This window comes from Streptomyces sp. CG 926 (assembly GCF_003148825.1).
GTDB lineage: Bacteria > Actinomycetota > Actinomycetes > Streptomycetales > Streptomycetaceae > Streptomyces.
Genome location: NZ_QGGZ01000005.1, coordinates 325,630 through 343,143, shown reverse-complemented (window position 1 = coordinate 343,143; position 17,514 = coordinate 325,630). Strand labels below are relative to the sequence as shown.

The following is a 17,514-nucleotide window of genomic DNA, read 5'->3' as shown; positions in this document are numbered from 1 at the left end:
CGATGCGCGCACCCGCCTCCTGAAGGAGCTGCCCGTGCCCGCCGCCGTGCCCGCCACCGCCGCCGCCACCCTGTCCGCCCCCGCCCCCGCCCCCACCACCGCGCCCACCACCGCGCCGCCGCCCGCGTTCGCCGCCCGCGCCGGCTCCGTCGAGGGGTCCCCCGTACGCGAGATCCTCGCGCTCACCGAACGCCCCGGGATCATCTCCCTCGCCGGCGGCCTCCCCGCACCCGAACTCTTCGACACCGAGGGCCTGCGGGCCGCGTACGACGCCGCCTTCGCGGTGTCCGCGCGGCGCGCGCTCCAGTACTCGACCACCGAGGGCGCCCCCGAGCTCCGCGAGGCCGTCGCCGCCCGGGCGACCGCGCGCGGGCTGCCGACCGGCCCGGACGACGTACTCATCACCTCGGGCTCCCAGCAGGCCCTGACCCTCATCACCGCCACCCTCGTCGAACCCGGCGACGTGGTGCTGGTCGAGAACCCCACCTACCTCGCCGCCCTCCAGTGCTTCCGCCTGGCGGGGGCTCGGGTCGTGGCCGTGCCCTGCGACGCGGAGGGCATCCTCCCGGACGCGCTGGCGGACGTCGTCGCGCGCGAGCGGCCGAAGCTGCTCTACACCGTCCCCACCTTCCAGAACCCGACCGGACGCACCCTCCCGGCCGACCGCCGCGCGGCGGTCGCGCGGACCGCGGCCCGGCTCGGGCTGTGGCTGGTGGAGGACGACCCGTACGGCGAACTCCGCTACGAGGGCCCCGACGTCCCGTGGCTGGCCGCGCACCCGGGGGCGGAGGACCGTACGGCCCTGCTCGGCAGCTTCTCCAAGGTCATGGCCCCCGGGCTGCGCCTGGGCTGGCTCCGGGCCCCGGCGGCGCTGCGGCGGGCCGCGGTGGTCGCGAAGCAGGCGGCGGACCTGCACACCTCCACCGTCGACCAGCTGGCCGCGGCGCACTACCTCGCGGCCGTGGACCTCGATGCCCACATAGCCGCGGTCCGGACGGCCTACCGGGAGCGCCGCGACGCCCTGCACGCCGCCCTGGGGCGGAGCCTGCCGGCCGACTGCGCGTGGAACCTGCCCGCGGGCGGCATGTTCCTGTGGGCCCGTCTGCCGGCGGACCACGACGCGACGGACCTGCTCAGGACGGCCGTCACGCACGGCGTCGCCTTCGTCCCGGGCGCCCCCTTCTACGCCACCGCCCCGGATCCCCGCACCCTGCGCCTCTCCTTCACGACGCACACGCCCGCCGAGATCACCGAGGGTGTCGGCCGGCTGCGCGCGGCGCTGGCGGAGTACGGAGGGCACGGAGGGCACGGAGGGCACGGAGGGAAGTAGCTCGCGGTCGCCCTTCAGTGCTGGAGGGCGACCTTGAGCAGCACGATGAGTACCCCGAGGAAGAGGTTGATCGCGCCGGCCAGCATCATCATCCGGCGCGAGGCCCCGGCGCGGGCGGCGGCCAAGGTGGCCCAGCCGACCTGACCGACCAGGGCGACCACGAGCGCCAGCCACACGATGCCCTGGTGCCCGAGCCCGAACAGGGGGGCGATGGCCGCGGCGACGGCCGGTGGGACGGCCGCCTTGATGATCGGGCGCTCCTCCCTGGCCGTGCTGCGCACCGCGCTCCAGCTCAGGTGGTGCACCATCCGCACCCCGAAGAGGCGGGCGAAGACGTGCGCCGCCCAGAACACCACACCGGTCCCCAGCAGCAGCGCGACGAGTTCGAGCCGCGGGAAGTTGCCGAGCGTCCCGGCGCCCACCACCACGGAGGCGGCGAGCAGCGAGCCGTAGACGGCGCCGCTGTAGTCGCCGCGCCCGACCTCCCGCTCGGGACGCCCGGGGACCGCCGCCGGGCCTTCCGGGGCCGGCTCCGGGCCGTCGGGGGGCGCTGTCACGCGGCCCCGGCCTGCCTGGTGGGCCACTTGAGCTCGATCTCCATCTCGATCTCGCCGTCGCCGACCTCGACCTCGATCTCGGTGCGGAGCTCGTCGGGAACGCGCAGGCTCATCTTCCCGGGGCCGAGTTCCAGTTCGGCGTTGCCGCCGTGGCGCAGAGCCTCGGCGAGGGCGGCGAGCTGATCGGCGGCCTCGAGGCGGGAAAGGGAACTCTTCTGCTCGAACTTGAGGTCCTTCACGGATGTCTCCAATCCGCTACGAGCACCGGGCACCGAGCACCGGGCACCGGGTAAGGCCCATTGTGAGGCCGCCCCGGAGGTCGGGCATCCCGGGCATTCCGGGGTTCTCGGGTGCTAGGGGGTGTTCCGGCGCGTCGGCCGGTCGAAGGCGAGGGCGAGGACCTCGCTCCACTGCATGGGCGGGGCGGCCGGTGGGGCTCCGGGGCGCCCCCTGGGCACCAGTACGCGCAGTGCGCCGGGGCGGATGGAGCAGGTCACGGGGGTGGGCATGGTCAGCGCCTCGCCGTCCACGGCGACGGCGACGCGTTCCGCGGCCGATCCGACGACGACCTGGCGGGAGGTGAGCAGGTGCAGGCCGGCCGCCTTCGCCCCGCGCAGCGCGACGTCGGCCGCCTGGGCGGCGTTGTTCACCCGGATCCCGACGACGCCGAGCACCCCGAGGTCGAGCCGGGACCTGCGGGCGCCCATCGGTTCGGGGGACGAGTACGGATTGTTGCTGACCAGCAGCGCCTGCTGGGCCTCCAGCCGGTTCTCGTCGGTGGCCGCGTCGAGGGTGGTGCCGGCGTAACCCATGAGGAGGTCGGGCAGTGCGGCGAGGGCCGAGTCGGCCTTGGCGTCCCGGTACTCCGGTCGCTGCACGATCTCCGCGTAGACGCCGAACGAGGCCGTGTTGACGAAGCACTGGCCGCCCACGACTCCCAGGTCGACCCTGAGCTCCTCCCCGTCGACCAGCGCGTCCAGGCAGCGGGCCGGGTCCTCGCGGTCCAGCCCGAGGTCCATGGCGAAGTGGTTCCGGGTGCCGGCCGAGATCACGAGGAACGGCAGGTCGTACTCGGCGGCCACCTCGGCCACCCGGGCCTGGGTGCCGTCGCCGCCGGCCACCCCGAGCAGATCCGCTCCGTCGGCCACCGCCTGCCGGGCGAGGGCGGCGACGTCCGTGACGACTTCCGGGTCCAGCAGCAGCACCCGGGCGCCGAGCGCCTCGCTCTTCTCGACGAGGCCGAAGCGGCCGACCTTCCCGCCGCCGGACTTCGGATTCATGATCAGCACCGGGCTCCGCGGGGCGTCGGCCCGTACGGCGGCGCGCATCCCGTCGGGCCGGCGCGCGGCGCGCAGCGCGGTCCGCGCGCAGGCCACGGCGGCCGCCCACAGCGCGATGGCGAGCAGCGCGGTGGGCCACAGGTCCGCCCGGGCGAAGATGAGCAGTATGGCCACGGGCGCGCCCAGCATCAGCAGGGCGCCGACCAGCCGGACGGCCCCACGATGGGACACCACCCACCAGGTCCCCATGGCAGTGAGCGCCGCGCCGGCGATCCCGACGACGAGGACGAACAGCCCTCCGACGACCCCGTCCGCCAACAGGGTCAGCGCCGCGAGCACCGCACAGACCACGGCCAGCAGGGCCCACGGCCGAGCCCGCCGGGGCGGGTCGGAAGTATGCGGGAGTGCCATGCCCTCACGTCCTCGCCTCGTGCCGCGGGGTCACCTCCGATCATCTCCCGAAGCGGATCGACCGTCGACGCGAACGCGAACGGGTCCGCGCCGGACGGTTGGCCGGATCATGAATTCCGTACGGTGCAGGGCGCCGAGGACGGTTCGGCGGGTTCCGAGGAGTGGGACGAGGAGTGCGGTGCAGTACAAGTACAGGTTCATGAAGGGCGGAGTCGGCCTCGCCGCCGATCTTTCGGCACACACGGAAGAATCCGAATCCACGCCGTCGACGGCCGTCCAGATCTACCAGCGCCTGCACGTGCGCCTTCCCACAGGCCACATCTACTGGAAGGACGCCGCATGGCTGTCGTACGGACTTTCACTCCACGCCACAGAGCTTTCACCCGTTGACGAAGGACATCTCCTCGTCGTCGTCGATTCCTTCACCTACCCCGGTGCCGACTACCGGTCGGAGGTGGCGGCCCTGGCGATCGACGGGTGGGTGCACCAAAGCCTGAACACGCCTCCCTGCGGCATCTCGGTCAGCTTCGACCGGTCGCACCGGCAGTTCCGCTTCGACTGGGGCCCCGGCATGGTGCCGTTCAACGACGACCTCCCAGGCTGAGCTCCCGCCCGCCGAGGTCCGCGATTCGCACGAGGTAGGTTCGATTCGAGTGCGCACAGGGGGAGGTTGCCGCGTGAACGAGGGGCACTGGGAACGACTCAAGAGCCGGTATCCCGTGGGAGCCCGCGTCACCGGGAGGGTGAAAGTGGCGTTCCAGCACGGCGTCTTCCTGGAAGTCGACGGAGATCCCGAGGCGCGGGTCTTCGTCGACCTCCTCTCGTACAACCCGGGCGGCACCTCGGCGGGTGGCGGGCTTCCGGGGGTCGGTGAGCTCGTCACAGGGGTCGTCGCGGACCGCGTCGATCGCGATCGGCAGTTGAGAGTGCGGGTGGGTCCACCGTGGAGGAGCTCCGAATGACGCTGGTGAATCACCAGGAGATCGACGTCGTCGTCACCGCCGTCGCCCCGTACGGATCGCAGGTCGATGCCGAGGGCATCACCGGGTTCGTCGACCAGGCCAAGCATCCGTCCTGGTGGTCGTCGGACGTGCCCCCTCCGCAGGTCGGAGACCGCCTCCACGTCGTCGTGCTGGACGACTCGCGGACCCCGCCCCGGTTGAGCGCACTCACGACGGACGCCGACATCGCCCGCGTACTGCGCGCCCGCGTACTGCGCGACCACACCTCCCCGACCGCCCCCTCTCGGGAGGCGAACCGCGAGTCATGATCGTGAAGTTCACCCTCCGGCCCGACCAGGAGGATCCCTACGGTTTCGATCTCGGAGACATGCTCTGGAGCGGACAGTTGGGGGCGGCGTCCTCGGTGGGGCACGTGCCCGATCAGGGGACGATGATCCATCTCTCCATCGTCCTGCTCCTCGATTCCCTGCGCGGCCTCGTACAGGGGCGGAGACCCCGATGCCCGGCCGCCCGTACGCCGGAGGCGGTGGAGGACCGCCGCGGAGGTCCCCGCCGGTTCGGGAACCGGCCGGCAGCCGGAACTCCTCGACGTCGTCGACCGGACGCTCGCACGGATCGGCGCGGCCGGGGACCTTCGGCGGCCTCCGCCCCCGCCACTCTTCGGATCCGCACCCCTTCACACCGGCGCGCCCGCGCCGTAGCCTGACGCACCGTCAGATACCCCGTGCGCCCGGAGGTCCGTCATGCTGCTGCAAGGGAAGACCGTCATCGTCTCCGGGGTCGGGGCCGGGCTCGGGCATCAGGTGGCCGCCACCGTCGTGCGCGACGGCGGTAACGCCGTGCTCGGGGCGCGGACCGAGGCGAATCTCGCCAAATCCGCCGCCGAGATCGACCCCGACGGGATCCACACCGCCTACCGGGCCACCGACATCACCGACGAGGCGCAGTGCGCGGCCCTCGCCGAGCTCGCGCTCACGCGTTTCGGCCGGATCGACGCCGTCGTGCACGTCGCCGCCTGGGACTCCTACTTCGGGGGCCTGGAGGACGCCGACTTCGGGACCTGGCAACAGATCATCGACGTCAACCTGCTCGGCACGCTGAAGATGACCCGCGCCTGCGTGCCCGCGCTCAAGGAGCGCGGCGGCTCCGTGGTGATCATCGGAACGCAGTCGGCGGTCGCCGCGCCCAACGAGGTGCAGCAGGCCGCCTACGCCGCCTCCAAGGGGGCCCTGACCTCGGCCATGTACTCCATGGCCCGCGAGCTCGGCCCGCACCGGATCCGCGTCAACACCGTGCTGCCCGGCTGGATGTGGGGCCCGCCCGTGCAGGCCTTCGTCACCTTCACCGCCCACACCGAGGGTGTCCCCGAGGCCGAGGTGCACGCCCGCCTCACCCAGCGGATGGCACTGCCCGATCTGGCCACCGACGGGGACGTCGCCGACTCCGTCGCCTTCCTCGCCTCCGACCGGGCCCGGGCGGTAACCGGCCAGTCTCTGCTGGTCAACGCCGGTGAGCTGATGCGGTGACCCACTCCACCCCCGGATCACCGGATCGTATGCTCGGCCCATGACCACTCCGAGTGACGCACCGACCGACAACGCGATGCGCCGCGCGCTCCGGCGGGCCCGCGACGGCGTCGCGCTCGACGCGACCGAGGCGGCCGTACTCCTCCAGGCGCGCGGCGAGGCCCTGACGGACCTCGCCGCTTCCGCCGCACGGGTAAGGGACGCCGGGCTCGCCGCCGCCGGGCGCCCCGGTGTCATCACGTACTCCCGCAAGGTCTTCATCCCCCTCACCCGGCTCTGCCGCGACCGGTGCCACTACTGCACCTTCGTCACCGTCCCCGGAAAGCTCCGCAAGAGCGGGCACGGGATGTACCTCTCCCCCGACGAGGTCCTCGACATCGCCCGCCAGGGTGCGGCGATGGGCTGCAAGGAAGCCCTGTTCACCCTGGGCGACCGCCCCGAGGACCGCTGGCCCGAGGCCCGCGAGTGGCTCGACGCGCACGGCTACGACGACACCCTCGCCTACGTGCGCGCCATGGCGATCCGGGTCCTGGAGGAGACCGGCCTGCTGCCGCACCTCAACCCCGGCGTCCTGTCCTGGTCCGACCTCCAGCGCCTCAAGCCCGTCGCACCGTCCATGGGCATGATGCTGGAGACCACCGCCACCCGTCTGTGGTCCGAGCCGGGCGGCCCCCACCACGGCTCCCCCGACAAGGATCCGGCCGTGCGCCTGCGGGTGCTGGAGGACGCGGGGCGCTCCAACGTCCCCTTCACCACCGGCGTCCTCATCGGCATCGGCGAGTCCTACGAGGAGCGCGCCGACGCCTTCTTCGAGCTCCGCCGGATCCAGCGCAGCTACCACGGCATCCAGGAGGTCATCGTCCAGAACTTCCGCGCCAAGCCGGACACCGCCATGCGCGGCATGCCGGACGCGGAGCTGGAGGAGCTGGCCGCCGCCATCGCCGTCGCCCGGCACATCCTGGGCCCGAGCGCCCGCATCCAGGCCCCGCCGAACCTGGTGGACGCCGAGTACGCGCTCCTCATCGGCGCGGGCATCGACGACTGGGGCGGCGTCTCCCCGCTGACCCCGGACCACGTCAATCCGGAGCGGCCCTGGCCGCACATCGAGGAGCTGGCCGAGCGGACCGCCGCCGCCGGCTTCGAGCTGCGCGAACGGCTGACCATCTACCCGGAGTTCCTGCAGCGCGGCGAGCCCTGGCTGGACCCGCGACTGCTGCCGCACGTACGGGCGCTGGCCGACGCCGGGACCGGGCTGGCCGACGAGAGCGCCGTGGTCGAGGGCAGGCCGTGGCAGGAGCCGGACGAGGGCTTCACCGCGTACGGTCGGACGGACCTGCACACCACCATCGACACCGAGGGCCGCACCGGCGACCGCCGCGACGACTTCGACGAGGTGTACGGCGACTGGGAGGCGCTACGGGAGGCGGCCGCGCCCGGGATGGTCGCCGAGCGCATCGACACCGACGTGCGGGGCGCCCTCGCGCAGGCCGCCGACGATCCGACGAAGCTGACGGACGCGCAGGCGCTGGCCCTGTTGCACGCGGACGGGCCGGCGCTCGACGCCCTGTGCCGCATCGCCGACGACCTGCGCAGGTCCATGGTCGGCGACGAGGTCACCTACATCGTCACGCGGAACATCAACTTCACCAACGTCTGTTACACCGGCTGCCGCTTCTGCGCCTTCGCGCAGCGCCGCACGGACGCCGACGCCTACACCCTCTCCCTCGACCAGGTCGCCGACCGGGCCGCGCAGGCCTGGGACGTGGGCGCGGTCGAGGTGTGCATGCAGGGCGGCATCCACCCGGACCTGCCCGGGACGGCCTACTTCGACATCGCGCGCGCGGTGAAGCAGCGGGTCCCCGGCATGCACGTGCACGCCTTCTCCCCGATGGAGGTGGTCAACGGGGCGACGCGCACGGGGATGTCCGTACGGGACTGGCTGACGGCGGCCAAGGAGGCCGGCCTGGACTCGATCCCGGGCACGGCGGCGGAGATCCTGGACGACGAGGTCCGCTGGGTGCTGACCAAGGGCAAGCTGCCGACGGCGGACTGGATCGACGTCGTCACCACCGCGCACGAGCTCGGGATCCGCTCCTCGTCCACGATGATGTACGGCCACGTGGACCAGCCGCGGCACTGGCTCGGCCACTTCCGCACGCTGTCCCGGATCCAGCAGCAGACGGGCGGCTTCACGGAGTTCGTCACGCTCCCCTTCATCCACACCAACGCGCCCGTGTACCTGGCGGGCATCGCGCGGCCGGGCCCGACGGTCCGCGACAACCGCGCGGTGACGGCGATGGCCCGGATCCTGCTGCACCCGCACATCCCCAACATCCAGACGAGTTGGGTGAAGCTGGGGGCGGAGGGCGCGGCCGAGATGCTCCGGTCGGGGGCGAACGACCTGGGCGGGACGCTGATGGAGGAGACCATCTCGCGGATGGCCGGGTCGAGTTACGGCTCGTACAAGTCGGTCCAGGACCTCATCGCCGTGGCCGAGGCGGCCGGGCGCCCCGCGAAGGCCCGTACGACGCTGTACGGGGAGGTGCCGCGGGAGCGGCAGGAGGCGGCCCGCGCCTCGGACGGGCACCTGCCGGAGCTGTTGCCCGTACTGGACTGAACGCGCACGGAAGGGGGAGCCCCGCCACCCGGCCGGGCTCCCCTTCCGTCGCTACCGCGGACCCCGGGTCAGCCGACCAGGAGGTCCTTCTTCAGCTCCTTCAGCTCGCGGGCGTCGATGCCGAGCCCGTCCTTGAGGTAGCGGTCGAAGGAGCCGTACTTCACCTCGACCTCGTCGTAGCCCGCGTTCAGGTACTCGGGGCGCACGTCGAGCAGCGGCTTGTAGACGGCTGCCTGCTGGGCGGGCAGGTGGGAGAGGATCGCGTCGTTGGCGGCCTTGCGGTAGTCGTTGCTGGCCAGGTAGTCGGCCTCGACGGTCCCGCGGGGCACGCCCAGGGCCGTCAGCAGCGCGGCGCCCGCCCAGCCGGTGCGGTCCTTGCCCGCGGTGCAGTGGAAGAGGACGGAGCGGGCACGGTCCTGCTCGATGCCTTCGAAGACCTGGGTGTACGCCTTCTTGCCGCCGGCGCCGGAGACCATCGCCCGCTCTGCGTCGACCATGGCCTTGACGGCCTCGTCGGGGGTGCGGGGCATGGTCTGGAAGGAGCCGGAGCCGGCGAAGACGTCGGCGACGACGTAGGTGGTGCCGGCGGGGACCTTGTCGGCGTCCTTGGTGCGCTCGTCCTCCATGCGGAGGTCGAAGACCGTCCTGACGCGCAGGCGCTGGAGCTTGGCGAGGTCGTTCTCGGTCAGCTTGTTCAGGGCGTCCGAGCGGTAGATCTCGCCCATCTTGACCCACTGGCCGGTGCTGGTGCGGTAGCCGCCGGCGTCGCGGAAGTTGGCGGTGCCGTCCAGCTCGATCAGGCGGTCGGCGAGGCGCAGGCCCTGGCCGCGCCCGGGCTTGAAGTCGAACCACTGGCGGTCGGCGGCGGGCAGGCCCTTGACCACGGCGCTGCCGTGGGAGCCGCCCTTCGCGACGACCTTGCCGTTCGCCTTGATCTCGACCCGGTCGGTGCCGCGGGCCTTCCACCGGAGGGTGAAGGAGCCGTCGGCTCCGGCGGTGACGGTGGCTTCGGTGAACGGGACGGCGGACCGGTCGTGCCGGTCCCAGCCGGTGGCGGAGGCGAGCGGGGCCGCGACCACGGAGGCGGCGACTGCGGAGGCGACGACGGTCGCGGCGAGGAGAGCCTTCTTCATGGCTCCGAGGCTGGGCGGCCACGGAGAACGTCCGATGAACGAGGCGTGACCGAAAACGACCGGCTCGAAGGCGACTGGCAAAACGTGCCATGCTCCAGGTCACGGCTGGAAGTGTTCGGATTCTGGCCGATCTACGCTCACTTATGCGTCCCGTGGCCGACCACTTCCGGTTTCGACCGATCCTGTCCACTACAGTGCGGGTTCGCGTGCGCGGCGGGTACGGGTAGGGACGCCGGGCATCGAGTGGACTGGTCAGCGGGGGGCGCGGTGCCGGGGATGGACGCAATGAACGCGACGAACGACACGAGCGGCGGCGGCGCGGGCCCCGGCCCGGCGGGCACCCCGGTCGGGCACGGCCCCGCGACCTCCGCCGGCGCTGCCGATGCGTCGACCACCCCCGGCCCGGGCGAGAACCCGGCCCTCTCCCTCCACTTCCCCGCCCCCACGGACCCGCCAGGCAACCAAGCCCCAGCAGGCGGCCAAGGCCCTGCGCCTGCCACGGGCCCCACGGGTGGCCACGGCCACCCGACCGGCCCGCTCGGCCAGGGCCCGTTGGCCGGCCTAGGCCCTGCCGGGGCCACCGGCGCGGTCGGCCGCAGCCCTGCAGGCGGCCAAGGCCCTGCGGGTGCCACCGGCCCCTCGGGTGGCCACGGTCAGGCGACCGGCCCGCTCGGCCACAGCCCGTTGGCCAGCGCCGCGGTCGGCCACGGCCCCGCAGGCGGCCTTGGCCTCGCAGGCACCCCCACTCCCGCAGGCGGCCTTGGCCTCGCAGGCACCCCCACTCCCGCAGGCGGCCTCGGACCTGCCGGGGCCACCGGCGCGGTCGGCCGCAGCCCTGCAGGCGGCCAAGGCCCTGCGGGTGCCACCGGACCCACGGGTGGCCACGGGCAGGCGACCGGCGCGGTCGGGCACGGCCCGGTGGCCGGTGGGCCGGGGCGGGCGGCCGCCGCCGGGGACGGCACCGGCACCGGCAGCCGGACCCCCGCCCCCGCCGGGGCGAACCGCACGCTCGGCCGCGGCGTCGCCACCGGTCTGTGGGGCCGCGTCGAGCAGCAGGACTTCCGTAGCCGGGTCCGCGGCACCCTCCTAGGCTCGGCCCTCGGCGACGCCCTCGGCGCACCCGCCGCCGGCCTCTCCCTCGCCGCCCTGCGCGAGGCCCACGGCCCGGACGGCCTGACCGGTCCGGCCCCCGCCCTCGGCCGCCGCGGCCGGGTCACCGCCGCCACCCAGCTCACCCTGTTCACCGTGGACGGGCTGATACGGGCCCACGTGCGCCGCGACACCGGCGCCTGGCACCCGCCCACCGACCTGCACCGCGCGTACCTGCGCTGGGCCGCCACCCAGCACGACTGGGGCCCCGACGAGCGCCGCAAGGACAACGGTTGGCTCGCGCGGGAGGAATGGCTCTACGCCCGCCGCGCCCCGCACCGCGCCTGCCTGACCGGCTTCGCCGACGACGTCCTCGGCACCCTCGACCAGCCGAAGAACCCCACCGCCCAGGACGCGGCCGCCGCCACCCGCTCGGCCCCCTTCGGCCTGCTGGTCGGCTGGGAGCCCACCCTCGTCCTCCAACTGTCCGTCGAATGCGCCGCCCAGAGCCACGGCCATCCCACCGCCCACCTGTCGGCCGGGGCCGTCGCCGTCATCGTGCACGGCCTGGTCCGCGGCGATTCCCTCGACTCCGCCGTCCAGCGCGCCCTGGGTCTGCTGGGCGCCCGCCCCGGCCATCGGCCCGTCACGGACGCCCTCCAGCGCGCCCTGGCCGCCGTCACCCAGGGCTCGCCCGGCCCCGAGGCCGTCGAGGCCCTCGCCCCCGACGAGGCGGACGGATCCGACGCCGCCGACGCCCTCGCCGCCGCCGTCTACTGCGCCCTGGTCGCCGAGGACGTCCCCCAGGGCCTGCGCCTCGCCGTCAACCACGGCGGCGACTCCATCGCCGCCGGCGCCCTGTGCGGGGCCCTGCTCGGCGCCCTGCACGGCGAGACGGCCCTCCCTGCCGCCTGGCTCGCCGAGCTCGAAGGCCGCTCCGCCCTCCTGGAACTCGCCGACGACTTCGCCCTGGAGATGACCCAGGGCCCGAGCCTGCACAGCCCGACGGCCGCCTCCCCCGGCTGGCTGGCCCGCTACCCGCGCGGCTGAACCACGCCCCCGGCACCTGACGCCCCCTCAACATTCGAGGGCCCAGCCCGTACCGTGGCGGGTCCCACGTCTCGGAGGTGCCAGAACACATGCGGATCGCCACGACCATCTTCCTCACCGACCGCACCATCTCCCCCGTCCGGCTGGCCCACAGCCTCGAAGAGCGCGGCTTCTCCGGGCTCTACCTCCCGGAGCACACCCACATCCCGGTCAGCCGCGACACCGCCGCTCCCATGGGCGGCGAGCTCCCCGAGATGTACGGGCGCACCCTCGACCCCTTCGTCGCCCTCGGCCAGGCCGCCGCCGTCACCGAGCGGCTGCACCTCGGCACCGGCATCACGCTGGTCGCCCAGCACGACCCGATCGACCTCGCGAAGCAGGTCGCCACCTTGGACCACCTCTCCCACGGCCGACTCACCCTCGGCATCGGCTACGGCTGGAACGTCGAGGAGGCCGCCGACCACGGCGTCGAGTGGCGCACCCGCCGCGACCTGGTCCGGGACCGGATGGCGCTGATGCGCGCCCTGTGGTCCCCCGAGCCCACCGCGTACGTCGGCCAGTACTGCTCCGTCCAGGCCAGCACCGCCTACCCGAAGCCGGTCCAACCCCCGCGCCAACTCGGCCCCGGCGCCCCCCTGTACGGCCCGCGCACCCTGATCGGCGGCGCGGCCGGCCCCAAACTGTTCGCGGCCGTCGCCGACCACGCCGACGGCTGGCTCCCCATCGGGGGCGGCGGCCTCGGCGAGTCCCTCCCGGTGCTGCGGCAGATCTGGGAGACCGCCGGCCGCGACCCGAAGTCCCTCCGGGTGGTCCCGTACGCCGTCCGGCCCACCCCCGGCAAGATGAGCCACTACGCCGACCTCGGCATCGAGGAGGTCGTCCTCCAGCTCCCGTCGGCGTCGAAGCCGGAAGTCCTGCGCACCCTCGACGAGTTCGCCCAGTACCTCTGACCGGCCGCCCCGCCCGGCGAAATCCCCTCGACGGGGGAAGGCCGCCCGCCGATCATGAGGCCATGACGAACCGAGCGGCGGACGGCGTGGACCGGACCATCGAGAACCAGTGGGCGGCACTCCCGGAGGGCATCCGCACACAGGTCGACGGATACGTCCTCCAGGACAGCCTCCTGCCGGCGATCAAGCTGGTGTGGGACGCCGGCCGCGCCTGGGGCGTCGGCCTGCGCGAGGCCCAGCACATCGTGTCCCTGCGCTACGAGCACCACGGCGACCGGGTGGCCCGTACGCCCGACTCCCCGATCGACTTCGACTCGCTCGCCGCCCTCGCCCACGGCGTCCCGGGCCGGGTGGTGGCGATCGAGGCGATCTGGGACGGGGACACGGTGCACGACTGGTTCGTGAAGCTGATGGCCCTCGCGGAGGAGCCGGTCGGGGAGAAGTGCCTCGCCACGATCTACTGGGGCGCGGCGCAACGCGCCCTCGGCGACGCCGACACCGGCGGCCTCCACCCCTCGGCGGCCGCCGCCACCCGCGCGGGCACCGCCCTCGCCGAGTACCTGGGCGTCCCCTTCCACTTCGCGAGCCCCGACACCCCGGACGACGAGGCCCCGCGCCTGCGGCCCTGAACGGCGGCCGGGCGGCTCAGGGCGCCACGAGCGCGGGCATCCCGTCCACGAGGACCACCACACCGACCACGTCCCCGTCGGCCGACCTACCCACCCAGACGGGATGCCCTCCGTCCGAGGACACCGCGAAGGCGGCGAGCTCGGCGCCGGAGGCGGGTTCGCGGGTCCGCATGAGGAACATGGAGAGGGGATCGGCGTCCGCCCCGCTCGGGTCCGGATCCCCGGCGTCGGGATCGCCGGCCTCCATCCCCCGGTCGAAGAGCTGCTGGAGCGCCCCCCACTCCCGGGCGTCGGCGAAGGCCCCCGTCGCGCCGTCCGTGGAGAAGCAGTACACCTCACCCTCGCCGAGCAGCCTGGGGTCGTCCTCCGGCGCCATGGCCATCTCCCAGTACGCCGCGGGCGTCTCGCTCACGCACAGCCGGACCGCCGTGGTCTCCGTACGGTCCACCCAGCGCTGGTCGTACATGCAGTCGTAGCCGAAGCTGATCCGCGCCTCCTCCAACGGGTACTCACCCGGCGGAACGGCCACGGTCAGTCGTGGCCCCCTGCCGTCCAGCGGACAGTCGATGCCCAGCAGCCCGCTCGGCACGTTCAGGGTGCCGCTCCGCACCGGCTCGACGACCGTCATCTCGGGTTGGTACGACGTGGTCATCCGTGTGCCCGGCCGGAACAGCTCGTCCAACGGGCCGGGTTCGCCCGGGCGCGGAGCCCGCCACCGGTCGGCCGGCTCGGCATCGGAACCCTGGTGCGCCCCGGCCGCCTCGCGGACGGTGACCGGTTCCGTCAGCCCGTGCACCTCCCTCGAGAACACCGGCCAGCGCCCGAAGTCCGGCCGCTTCAACCAGCGCTGCTTGTCGGTGACCTCCGCCGTGGTGATCGTCGCGCCCCCCTTGGAGCCCTGCGGTTCGCGTCTCACCCGGGCCCGGCCCTCGGGTCCCAGGGTCACGGTGGTCCGGGAGGCCCGCTCGTCGAACTCCGGGACCTCCGGACCGGCATAAGCCCATATGCGCGTCTGTCGGTCGAGCAGCCGGTCCTCCTCCAGGAGCCGGTAGTCCACCTCATGGGTGCGGCGGCCGCACTCGTCGTAGATCCAGAGGCCCACATGGTGCTGCTGCCAGGAGACGAGGCGGACTTCGAGCGGAGCCTCCCTGCCCGGTATCCGGTGCTCGGCGACGTACGGCAGCCCGGCCGCGTCCCGCTCCCGCGCCGCCTCGGCGGACATCGGCCGCCACGGCGTACGAGTCGCCAGGTCCCAGCCCTCCGCGTACCTCACCTCGACGAACGTTCCCGATTCCCGCTGCACCCGCGCCCCCGCCCGCTCGCACCCGTTCCCGCACCTGATCGGAAGGTAACGGCTGCCACTGACAGCGCCGCGCGCGGGCGGCTACGTACGCCTCTCCTCCCGGTGCGTCAGCTCGGCCCAGACGGTCTTGCCGACCAGCCGGTCCCGTACCCCCCAGCCGGCGGCGACGGCGTCCACGATGCGCAGGCCGTAGCCGGATTCCGCCTGGTAGGCGTGCGGCCGCACGGCGGGGCGCCGGTCCGCGCGGGCGTCGGAGACCTCGATGCGCAGCACACCCTCCAGCAGGGTCATCCGCAGCTCGAAGTCCCTCCCGGGAACGCGTCCGTGGAGCACGGCGTTGGCCGCGAGCTCGGCCACGACGAGTCCGGCGTCGGCGGCGAGCGCGGTGGTTTCGGGGATGCCCCAGTCGTGGAGTTCGACGAGGGCCAACTGTCGAGCGAGGCGCGCCCCACGGCGGGTGCAGCTGAAACGCTGAGTGAACACGCGTACGAGAGTCCGGGCGGAGCCGGAAGGTGCGGTCATGGCGCCAACATCCCGCTTGGCCTGGGTCGTTCAACACCAAGCGGACTCGTACAAACCAACTGTACGAGTTCATTCCCTGGACAGTGGAAGTCACGATGCGTGAGCATTTCCGTCGGGGAGGTGACCGCCATGGTGAGTGCCGACGACAGCGGTGACGGCGAGGTCGAACCGGATGACAACCTGCGCAGCTTCGGCGAGACCGTCAAGGCCTCCCGCAAACGCGTCGGTCTGACCCAGGAGCAACTGGCGCCACTGATCGGGTACTCGGTCCAGTACGTCGGGTCCGTGGAACAGGGCCGGCGGCACCCGTCGAAGAAGTTCATCGCCAGGACCGAATCGGTCCTCGACACCTTCGGCGTCATCGACATCGCGGCCCGGCAGCTGTCGCGGCGTCGCGGCCTGGCGGCCTGGTTCCGCCGGTGGGCGGAGCTGGAGGAGGGCGCCGTCATCCTCAACACCTACGAGTGCCGGTCCGTCCCGGGGCTGCTGCAGCCGGAGTCCTACGCCCGCGCGCTGGTCGACGCCGTCCTGCCGCCACCTACTCCCGAAGAGGTGGAGGAGCGCATCGCGGCCCGGCTGAAGCGGCAGCAACTGCTGCTCCGCACCCCGTACACGGTCTTCAGCTTCATCATCGACGAGGCCGTGATCCTGCGGCAGACCGGTGGGCCGGAGGTGACCCGCGGGCTGATCGACCACCTGCTGGAATGTGGGCAACTACCTAATGTGGATCTGCAGATCATGCCGCTCGTCAGCCCCGAACACGCGGGGTTGGGAGGAGCCTTCCAACTGCTCGAAACTCAGGACCACGAGTGGATGGGCTATAGCGAAGGACAACAATCGGGCCGTGTCCTGACTGACCCGAAAGACCTGAGTCTCCTTCACCTGCGGTATGCCAAACTTCGCATCCAGGCCCTCAATCCTGCTGACAGCAGGGCCCTGTTGATGCGAATGCGAGGATCCCTGTGAACAGCTCCCAGCTGCGTTGGTTCAAGAGCAGTTACAGCAGTGGTGACGGCGACAGCTGCGTCGAGGTCGCCCTGTCGTGGCACAAGTCCACGTACAGCAGTGGTGACGGCGACGACTGTGTCGAGGTCGCCGCCCACGCCGGCCTCGTCCACGTCCGGGACTCCAAGGTGACGGCCGGGCCCGAGGTGGCCGTGACCGGTGCGAGCTGGGCCGTCTTCCTCGCGGAGGTCACCTCACACCCGTGAGGTGACAGTGGGTGACCGCCATTGGGGTGAATCACCGTTTCCAGTGAACTCTCCGTGATGTTGAGCTGGTCGCGTGCCGTCTGTCCGGCGCGTCGATCGAGATCTTTAGGAGAGTGTCATGCGTATTCGCTCTGCCCTGACGGCGTCTGTCCTGGCTGCCGGCATCCTGCTGGGCGGCGCCGGCGCGGCCCTGGCCAACGACGGTGTCGACATCGAAGGCTTCTCCGCCGGGCACAAGGCCTTCGCGTCCAACTGCTCCTCGTTCGCCGGCGTTCCGGCGAAGATCGGCCCCCTGTACGCCGACAACTGCGAGAAGGCGGGCGAGAAGGAGTGGGCCAAGGCCTACCACCTGGGCGCCTGACGACCAGCACCTGTCGGCCGGGGCCTGTCACCCAGGGTCTCCGGCCGATGGGTCGGCCGCGCTGCGGTCGGCCCAACCAGGCCTGAGCCGGAGGGGTTTCGTACGCTGGCACGCATGATCGATTCACATGCGCATGTACGCGTCGCCCGGCCCTCCCTCGACCTGGCGGCCGCCGAGCGGTTCTACGTCGGCGGGCTCGGGCTGGAAGTGCAGTGGCGGAGCGCCGAGAGCGTGGCCGGGGAACACGACCTTTTGATGGTCGGCCCGGCCGGCGGCGGCTGGCACTTCGAGCTCACCCGGGACGCCTCGAACCCGATCCTGCCCGCTCCGACCGTCGACGACCTGTTCGTGGTCTATCTCGGCGAGACCCCCGACGAGGCCCTCGTCCAGCGGCTGGTCGAGCACGGCGGGACTCGTGTCGCCTCCCACAATCCGTACTGGGACGAGTGGGGAGTCACCGTCGTCGACCCCGACGGCTACCGGCTCGTGCTCTGCTCCCGCACCTGGGGCCAGGCCGCCGTGTCCTCGTAAGCTGACCTGCGGATACGTCGCGCCGCCCGGCGCGGGTGGCGCGGGTGGCGCG

General features: G+C 72.8%; 19 protein-coding genes. 13 read left to right on the top strand and 6 right to left on the bottom strand.

The window, feature by feature from the left end:
- The first annotated feature begins 34 nt into the window (after positions 1-34).
- A complete protein-coding gene (locus BCL76_RS16345) occupies positions 35-1,330 on the top strand; it encodes an aminotransferase-like domain-containing protein (RefSeq protein WP_375137925.1) in 1,296 nt (431 codons plus the stop codon).
- Positions 1,331-1,344: 14 nt separating this feature from the next.
- Here the strand turns inward: BCL76_RS16345 and BCL76_RS16340 are convergent, their stop codons facing one another.
- From BCL76_RS16340 to BCL76_RS16330, 3 genes are all read right to left on the bottom strand, one after another.
- Complete coding sequence (locus BCL76_RS16340; protein ID WP_375137924.1) at positions 1,345-1,887, bottom strand: hypothetical protein; 543 nt, start codon at positions 1,885-1,887, stop codon at positions 1,345-1,347.
- Positions 1,884-2,126, bottom strand: coding sequence for an amphi-Trp domain-containing protein (locus BCL76_RS16335; RefSeq protein ID WP_109780202.1), 243 nt, complete (start codon positions 2,124-2,126; stop codon positions 1,884-1,886). Before BCL76_RS16335 ends, BCL76_RS16340 begins: the two co-directional genes overlap by 4 nt.
- 114 nt (positions 2,127-2,240) lie before the next feature.
- Positions 2,241-3,578, bottom strand: coding sequence for a diacylglycerol/lipid kinase family protein (locus BCL76_RS16330; protein ID WP_109780201.1), 1,338 nt, complete (start codon positions 3,576-3,578; stop codon positions 2,241-2,243).
- Positions 3,579-3,756: 178 nt separating this feature from the next.
- Between BCL76_RS16330 and BCL76_RS16325 the strand changes: the two genes are divergently transcribed.
- The 5 genes from BCL76_RS16325 to BCL76_RS16305 all read left to right on the top strand — a co-directional run bounded on the left by BCL76_RS16325 (position 3,757) and on the right by BCL76_RS16305 (position 8,683).
- On the top strand, positions 3,757-4,182 hold the full coding sequence (locus BCL76_RS16325; RefSeq protein ID WP_109780200.1) for a hypothetical protein: 426 nt from the start codon (positions 3,757-3,759) through the stop codon (positions 4,180-4,182).
- A gap of 73 nt (positions 4,183-4,255) precedes the next feature.
- Positions 4,256-4,540, top strand: a complete 285-nt coding sequence (locus BCL76_RS16320) for a hypothetical protein (protein WP_146228383.1) — start codon at positions 4,256-4,258, stop codon at positions 4,538-4,540.
- Positions 4,537-4,848 (top strand): hypothetical protein, encoded by a 312-nt coding sequence (locus BCL76_RS16315; protein ID WP_109780198.1) that lies wholly within the window; start codon positions 4,537-4,539, stop codon positions 4,846-4,848. The genes BCL76_RS16320 and BCL76_RS16315 overlap by 4 nt, the downstream gene beginning before the upstream one ends.
- A gap of 435 nt (positions 4,849-5,283) precedes the next feature.
- Positions 5,284-6,066 (top strand): SDR family oxidoreductase, encoded by a 783-nt coding sequence (locus tag BCL76_RS16310; protein ID WP_109780197.1) that lies wholly within the window; start codon positions 5,284-5,286, stop codon positions 6,064-6,066.
- 40 nt (positions 6,067-6,106) lie between these two features.
- On the top strand, positions 6,107-8,683 hold the full coding sequence (locus BCL76_RS16305; protein ID WP_109780196.1) for a bifunctional FO biosynthesis protein CofGH: 2,577 nt from the start codon (positions 6,107-6,109) through the stop codon (positions 8,681-8,683).
- 68 nt (positions 8,684-8,751) lie between these two features.
- On the opposite strand, the gene BCL76_RS16300 is transcribed toward BCL76_RS16305, so the two are convergent.
- The gene (locus tag BCL76_RS16300; RefSeq protein WP_109780195.1) at positions 8,752-9,816 is read right to left on the bottom strand and encodes a tyrosine-protein phosphatase; all 1,065 of its coding nucleotides are present in this window, start codon (positions 9,814-9,816) and stop codon (positions 8,752-8,754) included.
- A 1,032-nt stretch (positions 9,817-10,848) separates the two neighbouring features.
- Here BCL76_RS16300 and BCL76_RS39815 point away from each other — a divergent pair.
- The 3 genes from BCL76_RS39815 (at position 10,849) to BCL76_RS16285 (ending at position 13,534) form a co-directional block, all read left to right on the top strand.
- A complete protein-coding gene (locus tag BCL76_RS39815; RefSeq protein ID WP_109780331.1) occupies positions 10,849-11,955 on the top strand; it encodes an ADP-ribosylglycohydrolase family protein in 1,107 nt (368 codons plus the stop codon).
- A gap of 89 nt (positions 11,956-12,044) precedes the next feature.
- Positions 12,045-12,905 carry a TIGR03619 family F420-dependent LLM class oxidoreductase gene (locus BCL76_RS16290; protein ID WP_109780194.1) on the top strand — a complete coding sequence of 287 codons (861 nt, stop codon included), beginning with the start codon at positions 12,045-12,047 and terminating at the stop codon, positions 12,903-12,905.
- A gap of 62 nt (positions 12,906-12,967) precedes the next feature.
- On the top strand, positions 12,968-13,534 hold the full coding sequence (locus BCL76_RS16285; protein ID WP_181382576.1) for a hypothetical protein: 567 nt from the start codon (positions 12,968-12,970) through the stop codon (positions 13,532-13,534).
- Positions 13,535-13,550: 16 nt separating this feature from the next.
- Here BCL76_RS16285 and BCL76_RS16280 read toward each other — a convergent pair whose 3' ends face one another.
- Positions 13,551-14,807: a DUF4241 domain-containing protein gene (locus BCL76_RS16280; RefSeq protein ID WP_258309728.1), complete on the bottom strand. Its 1,257-nt coding sequence runs from the start codon at positions 14,805-14,807 to the stop codon at positions 13,551-13,553.
- A 111-nt stretch (positions 14,808-14,918) separates the two neighbouring features.
- Positions 14,919-15,359 (bottom strand): ATP-binding protein, encoded by a 441-nt coding sequence (locus BCL76_RS16275; RefSeq protein ID WP_109780193.1) that lies wholly within the window; start codon positions 15,357-15,359, stop codon positions 14,919-14,921.
- 129 nt (positions 15,360-15,488) lie between these two features.
- Here BCL76_RS16275 and BCL76_RS16270 point away from each other — a divergent pair, with 129 nt between their 5' ends.
- The 4 genes from BCL76_RS16270 (at position 15,489) to BCL76_RS16255 (ending at position 17,462) form a co-directional block, all read left to right on the top strand.
- Positions 15,489-16,325 (top strand): helix-turn-helix domain-containing protein, encoded by an 837-nt coding sequence (locus BCL76_RS16270; RefSeq protein WP_109780328.1) that lies wholly within the window; start codon positions 15,489-15,491, stop codon positions 16,323-16,325.
- Entirely contained in the window at positions 16,322-16,570 is a 249-nt protein-coding gene (locus BCL76_RS16265) for a DUF397 domain-containing protein (RefSeq protein ID WP_109780192.1), read from the top strand. The genes BCL76_RS16270 and BCL76_RS16265 overlap by 4 nt, the downstream gene beginning before the upstream one ends.
- 118 nt (positions 16,571-16,688) lie before the next feature.
- On the top strand, positions 16,689-16,931 hold the full coding sequence (locus BCL76_RS16260) for a hypothetical protein (RefSeq protein ID WP_258309727.1): 243 nt from the start codon (positions 16,689-16,691) through the stop codon (positions 16,929-16,931).
- Positions 16,932-17,045: 114 nt separating this feature from the next.
- Positions 17,046-17,462 (top strand): VOC family protein, encoded by a 417-nt coding sequence (locus BCL76_RS16255; RefSeq protein WP_109780191.1) that lies wholly within the window; start codon positions 17,046-17,048, stop codon positions 17,460-17,462.
- Positions 17,463-17,514 lie beyond the last annotated feature (52 nt).

What these genes read in the sequence shown, in the direction of transcription:
- BCL76_RS16330 (WP_109780201.1), bottom strand. Translation starts at nt 3,578, where the DNA reads ATGGCACTCCCGCATACTTCCGACCCGCCCCGGCGGGCTCGGCCGTGG.
- BCL76_RS16315 (WP_109780198.1), top strand. Translation starts at nt 4,537, where the DNA reads ATGACGCTGGTGAATCACCAGGAGATCGACGTCGTCGTCACCGCCGTC.
- BCL76_RS16310 (WP_109780197.1), top strand. Translation starts at nt 5,284, where the DNA reads ATGCTGCTGCAAGGGAAGACCGTCATCGTCTCCGGGGTCGGGGCCGGG.
- BCL76_RS16305 (WP_109780196.1), top strand. Translation starts at nt 6,107, where the DNA reads ATGACCACTCCGAGTGACGCACCGACCGACAACGCGATGCGCCGCGCG.
- BCL76_RS16300 (WP_109780195.1), bottom strand. Translation starts at nt 9,816, where the DNA reads ATGAAGAAGGCTCTCCTCGCCGCGACCGTCGTCGCCTCCGCAGTCGCC.
- BCL76_RS16290 (WP_109780194.1), top strand. Translation starts at nt 12,045, where the DNA reads ATGCGGATCGCCACGACCATCTTCCTCACCGACCGCACCATCTCCCCC.
- BCL76_RS16285 (WP_181382576.1), top strand. Translation starts at nt 12,968, where the DNA reads ATGACGAACCGAGCGGCGGACGGCGTGGACCGGACCATCGAGAACCAG.
- BCL76_RS16275 (WP_109780193.1), bottom strand. Translation starts at nt 15,359, where the DNA reads ATGACCGCACCTTCCGGCTCCGCCCGGACTCTCGTACGCGTGTTCACT.
- BCL76_RS16270 (WP_109780328.1), top strand. Translation starts at nt 15,489, where the DNA reads ATGGTGAGTGCCGACGACAGCGGTGACGGCGAGGTCGAACCGGATGAC.
- BCL76_RS16260 (WP_258309727.1), top strand. Translation starts at nt 16,689, where the DNA reads ATGCGTATTCGCTCTGCCCTGACGGCGTCTGTCCTGGCTGCCGGCATC.
- BCL76_RS16255 (WP_109780191.1), top strand. Translation starts at nt 17,046, where the DNA reads ATGATCGATTCACATGCGCATGTACGCGTCGCCCGGCCCTCCCTCGAC.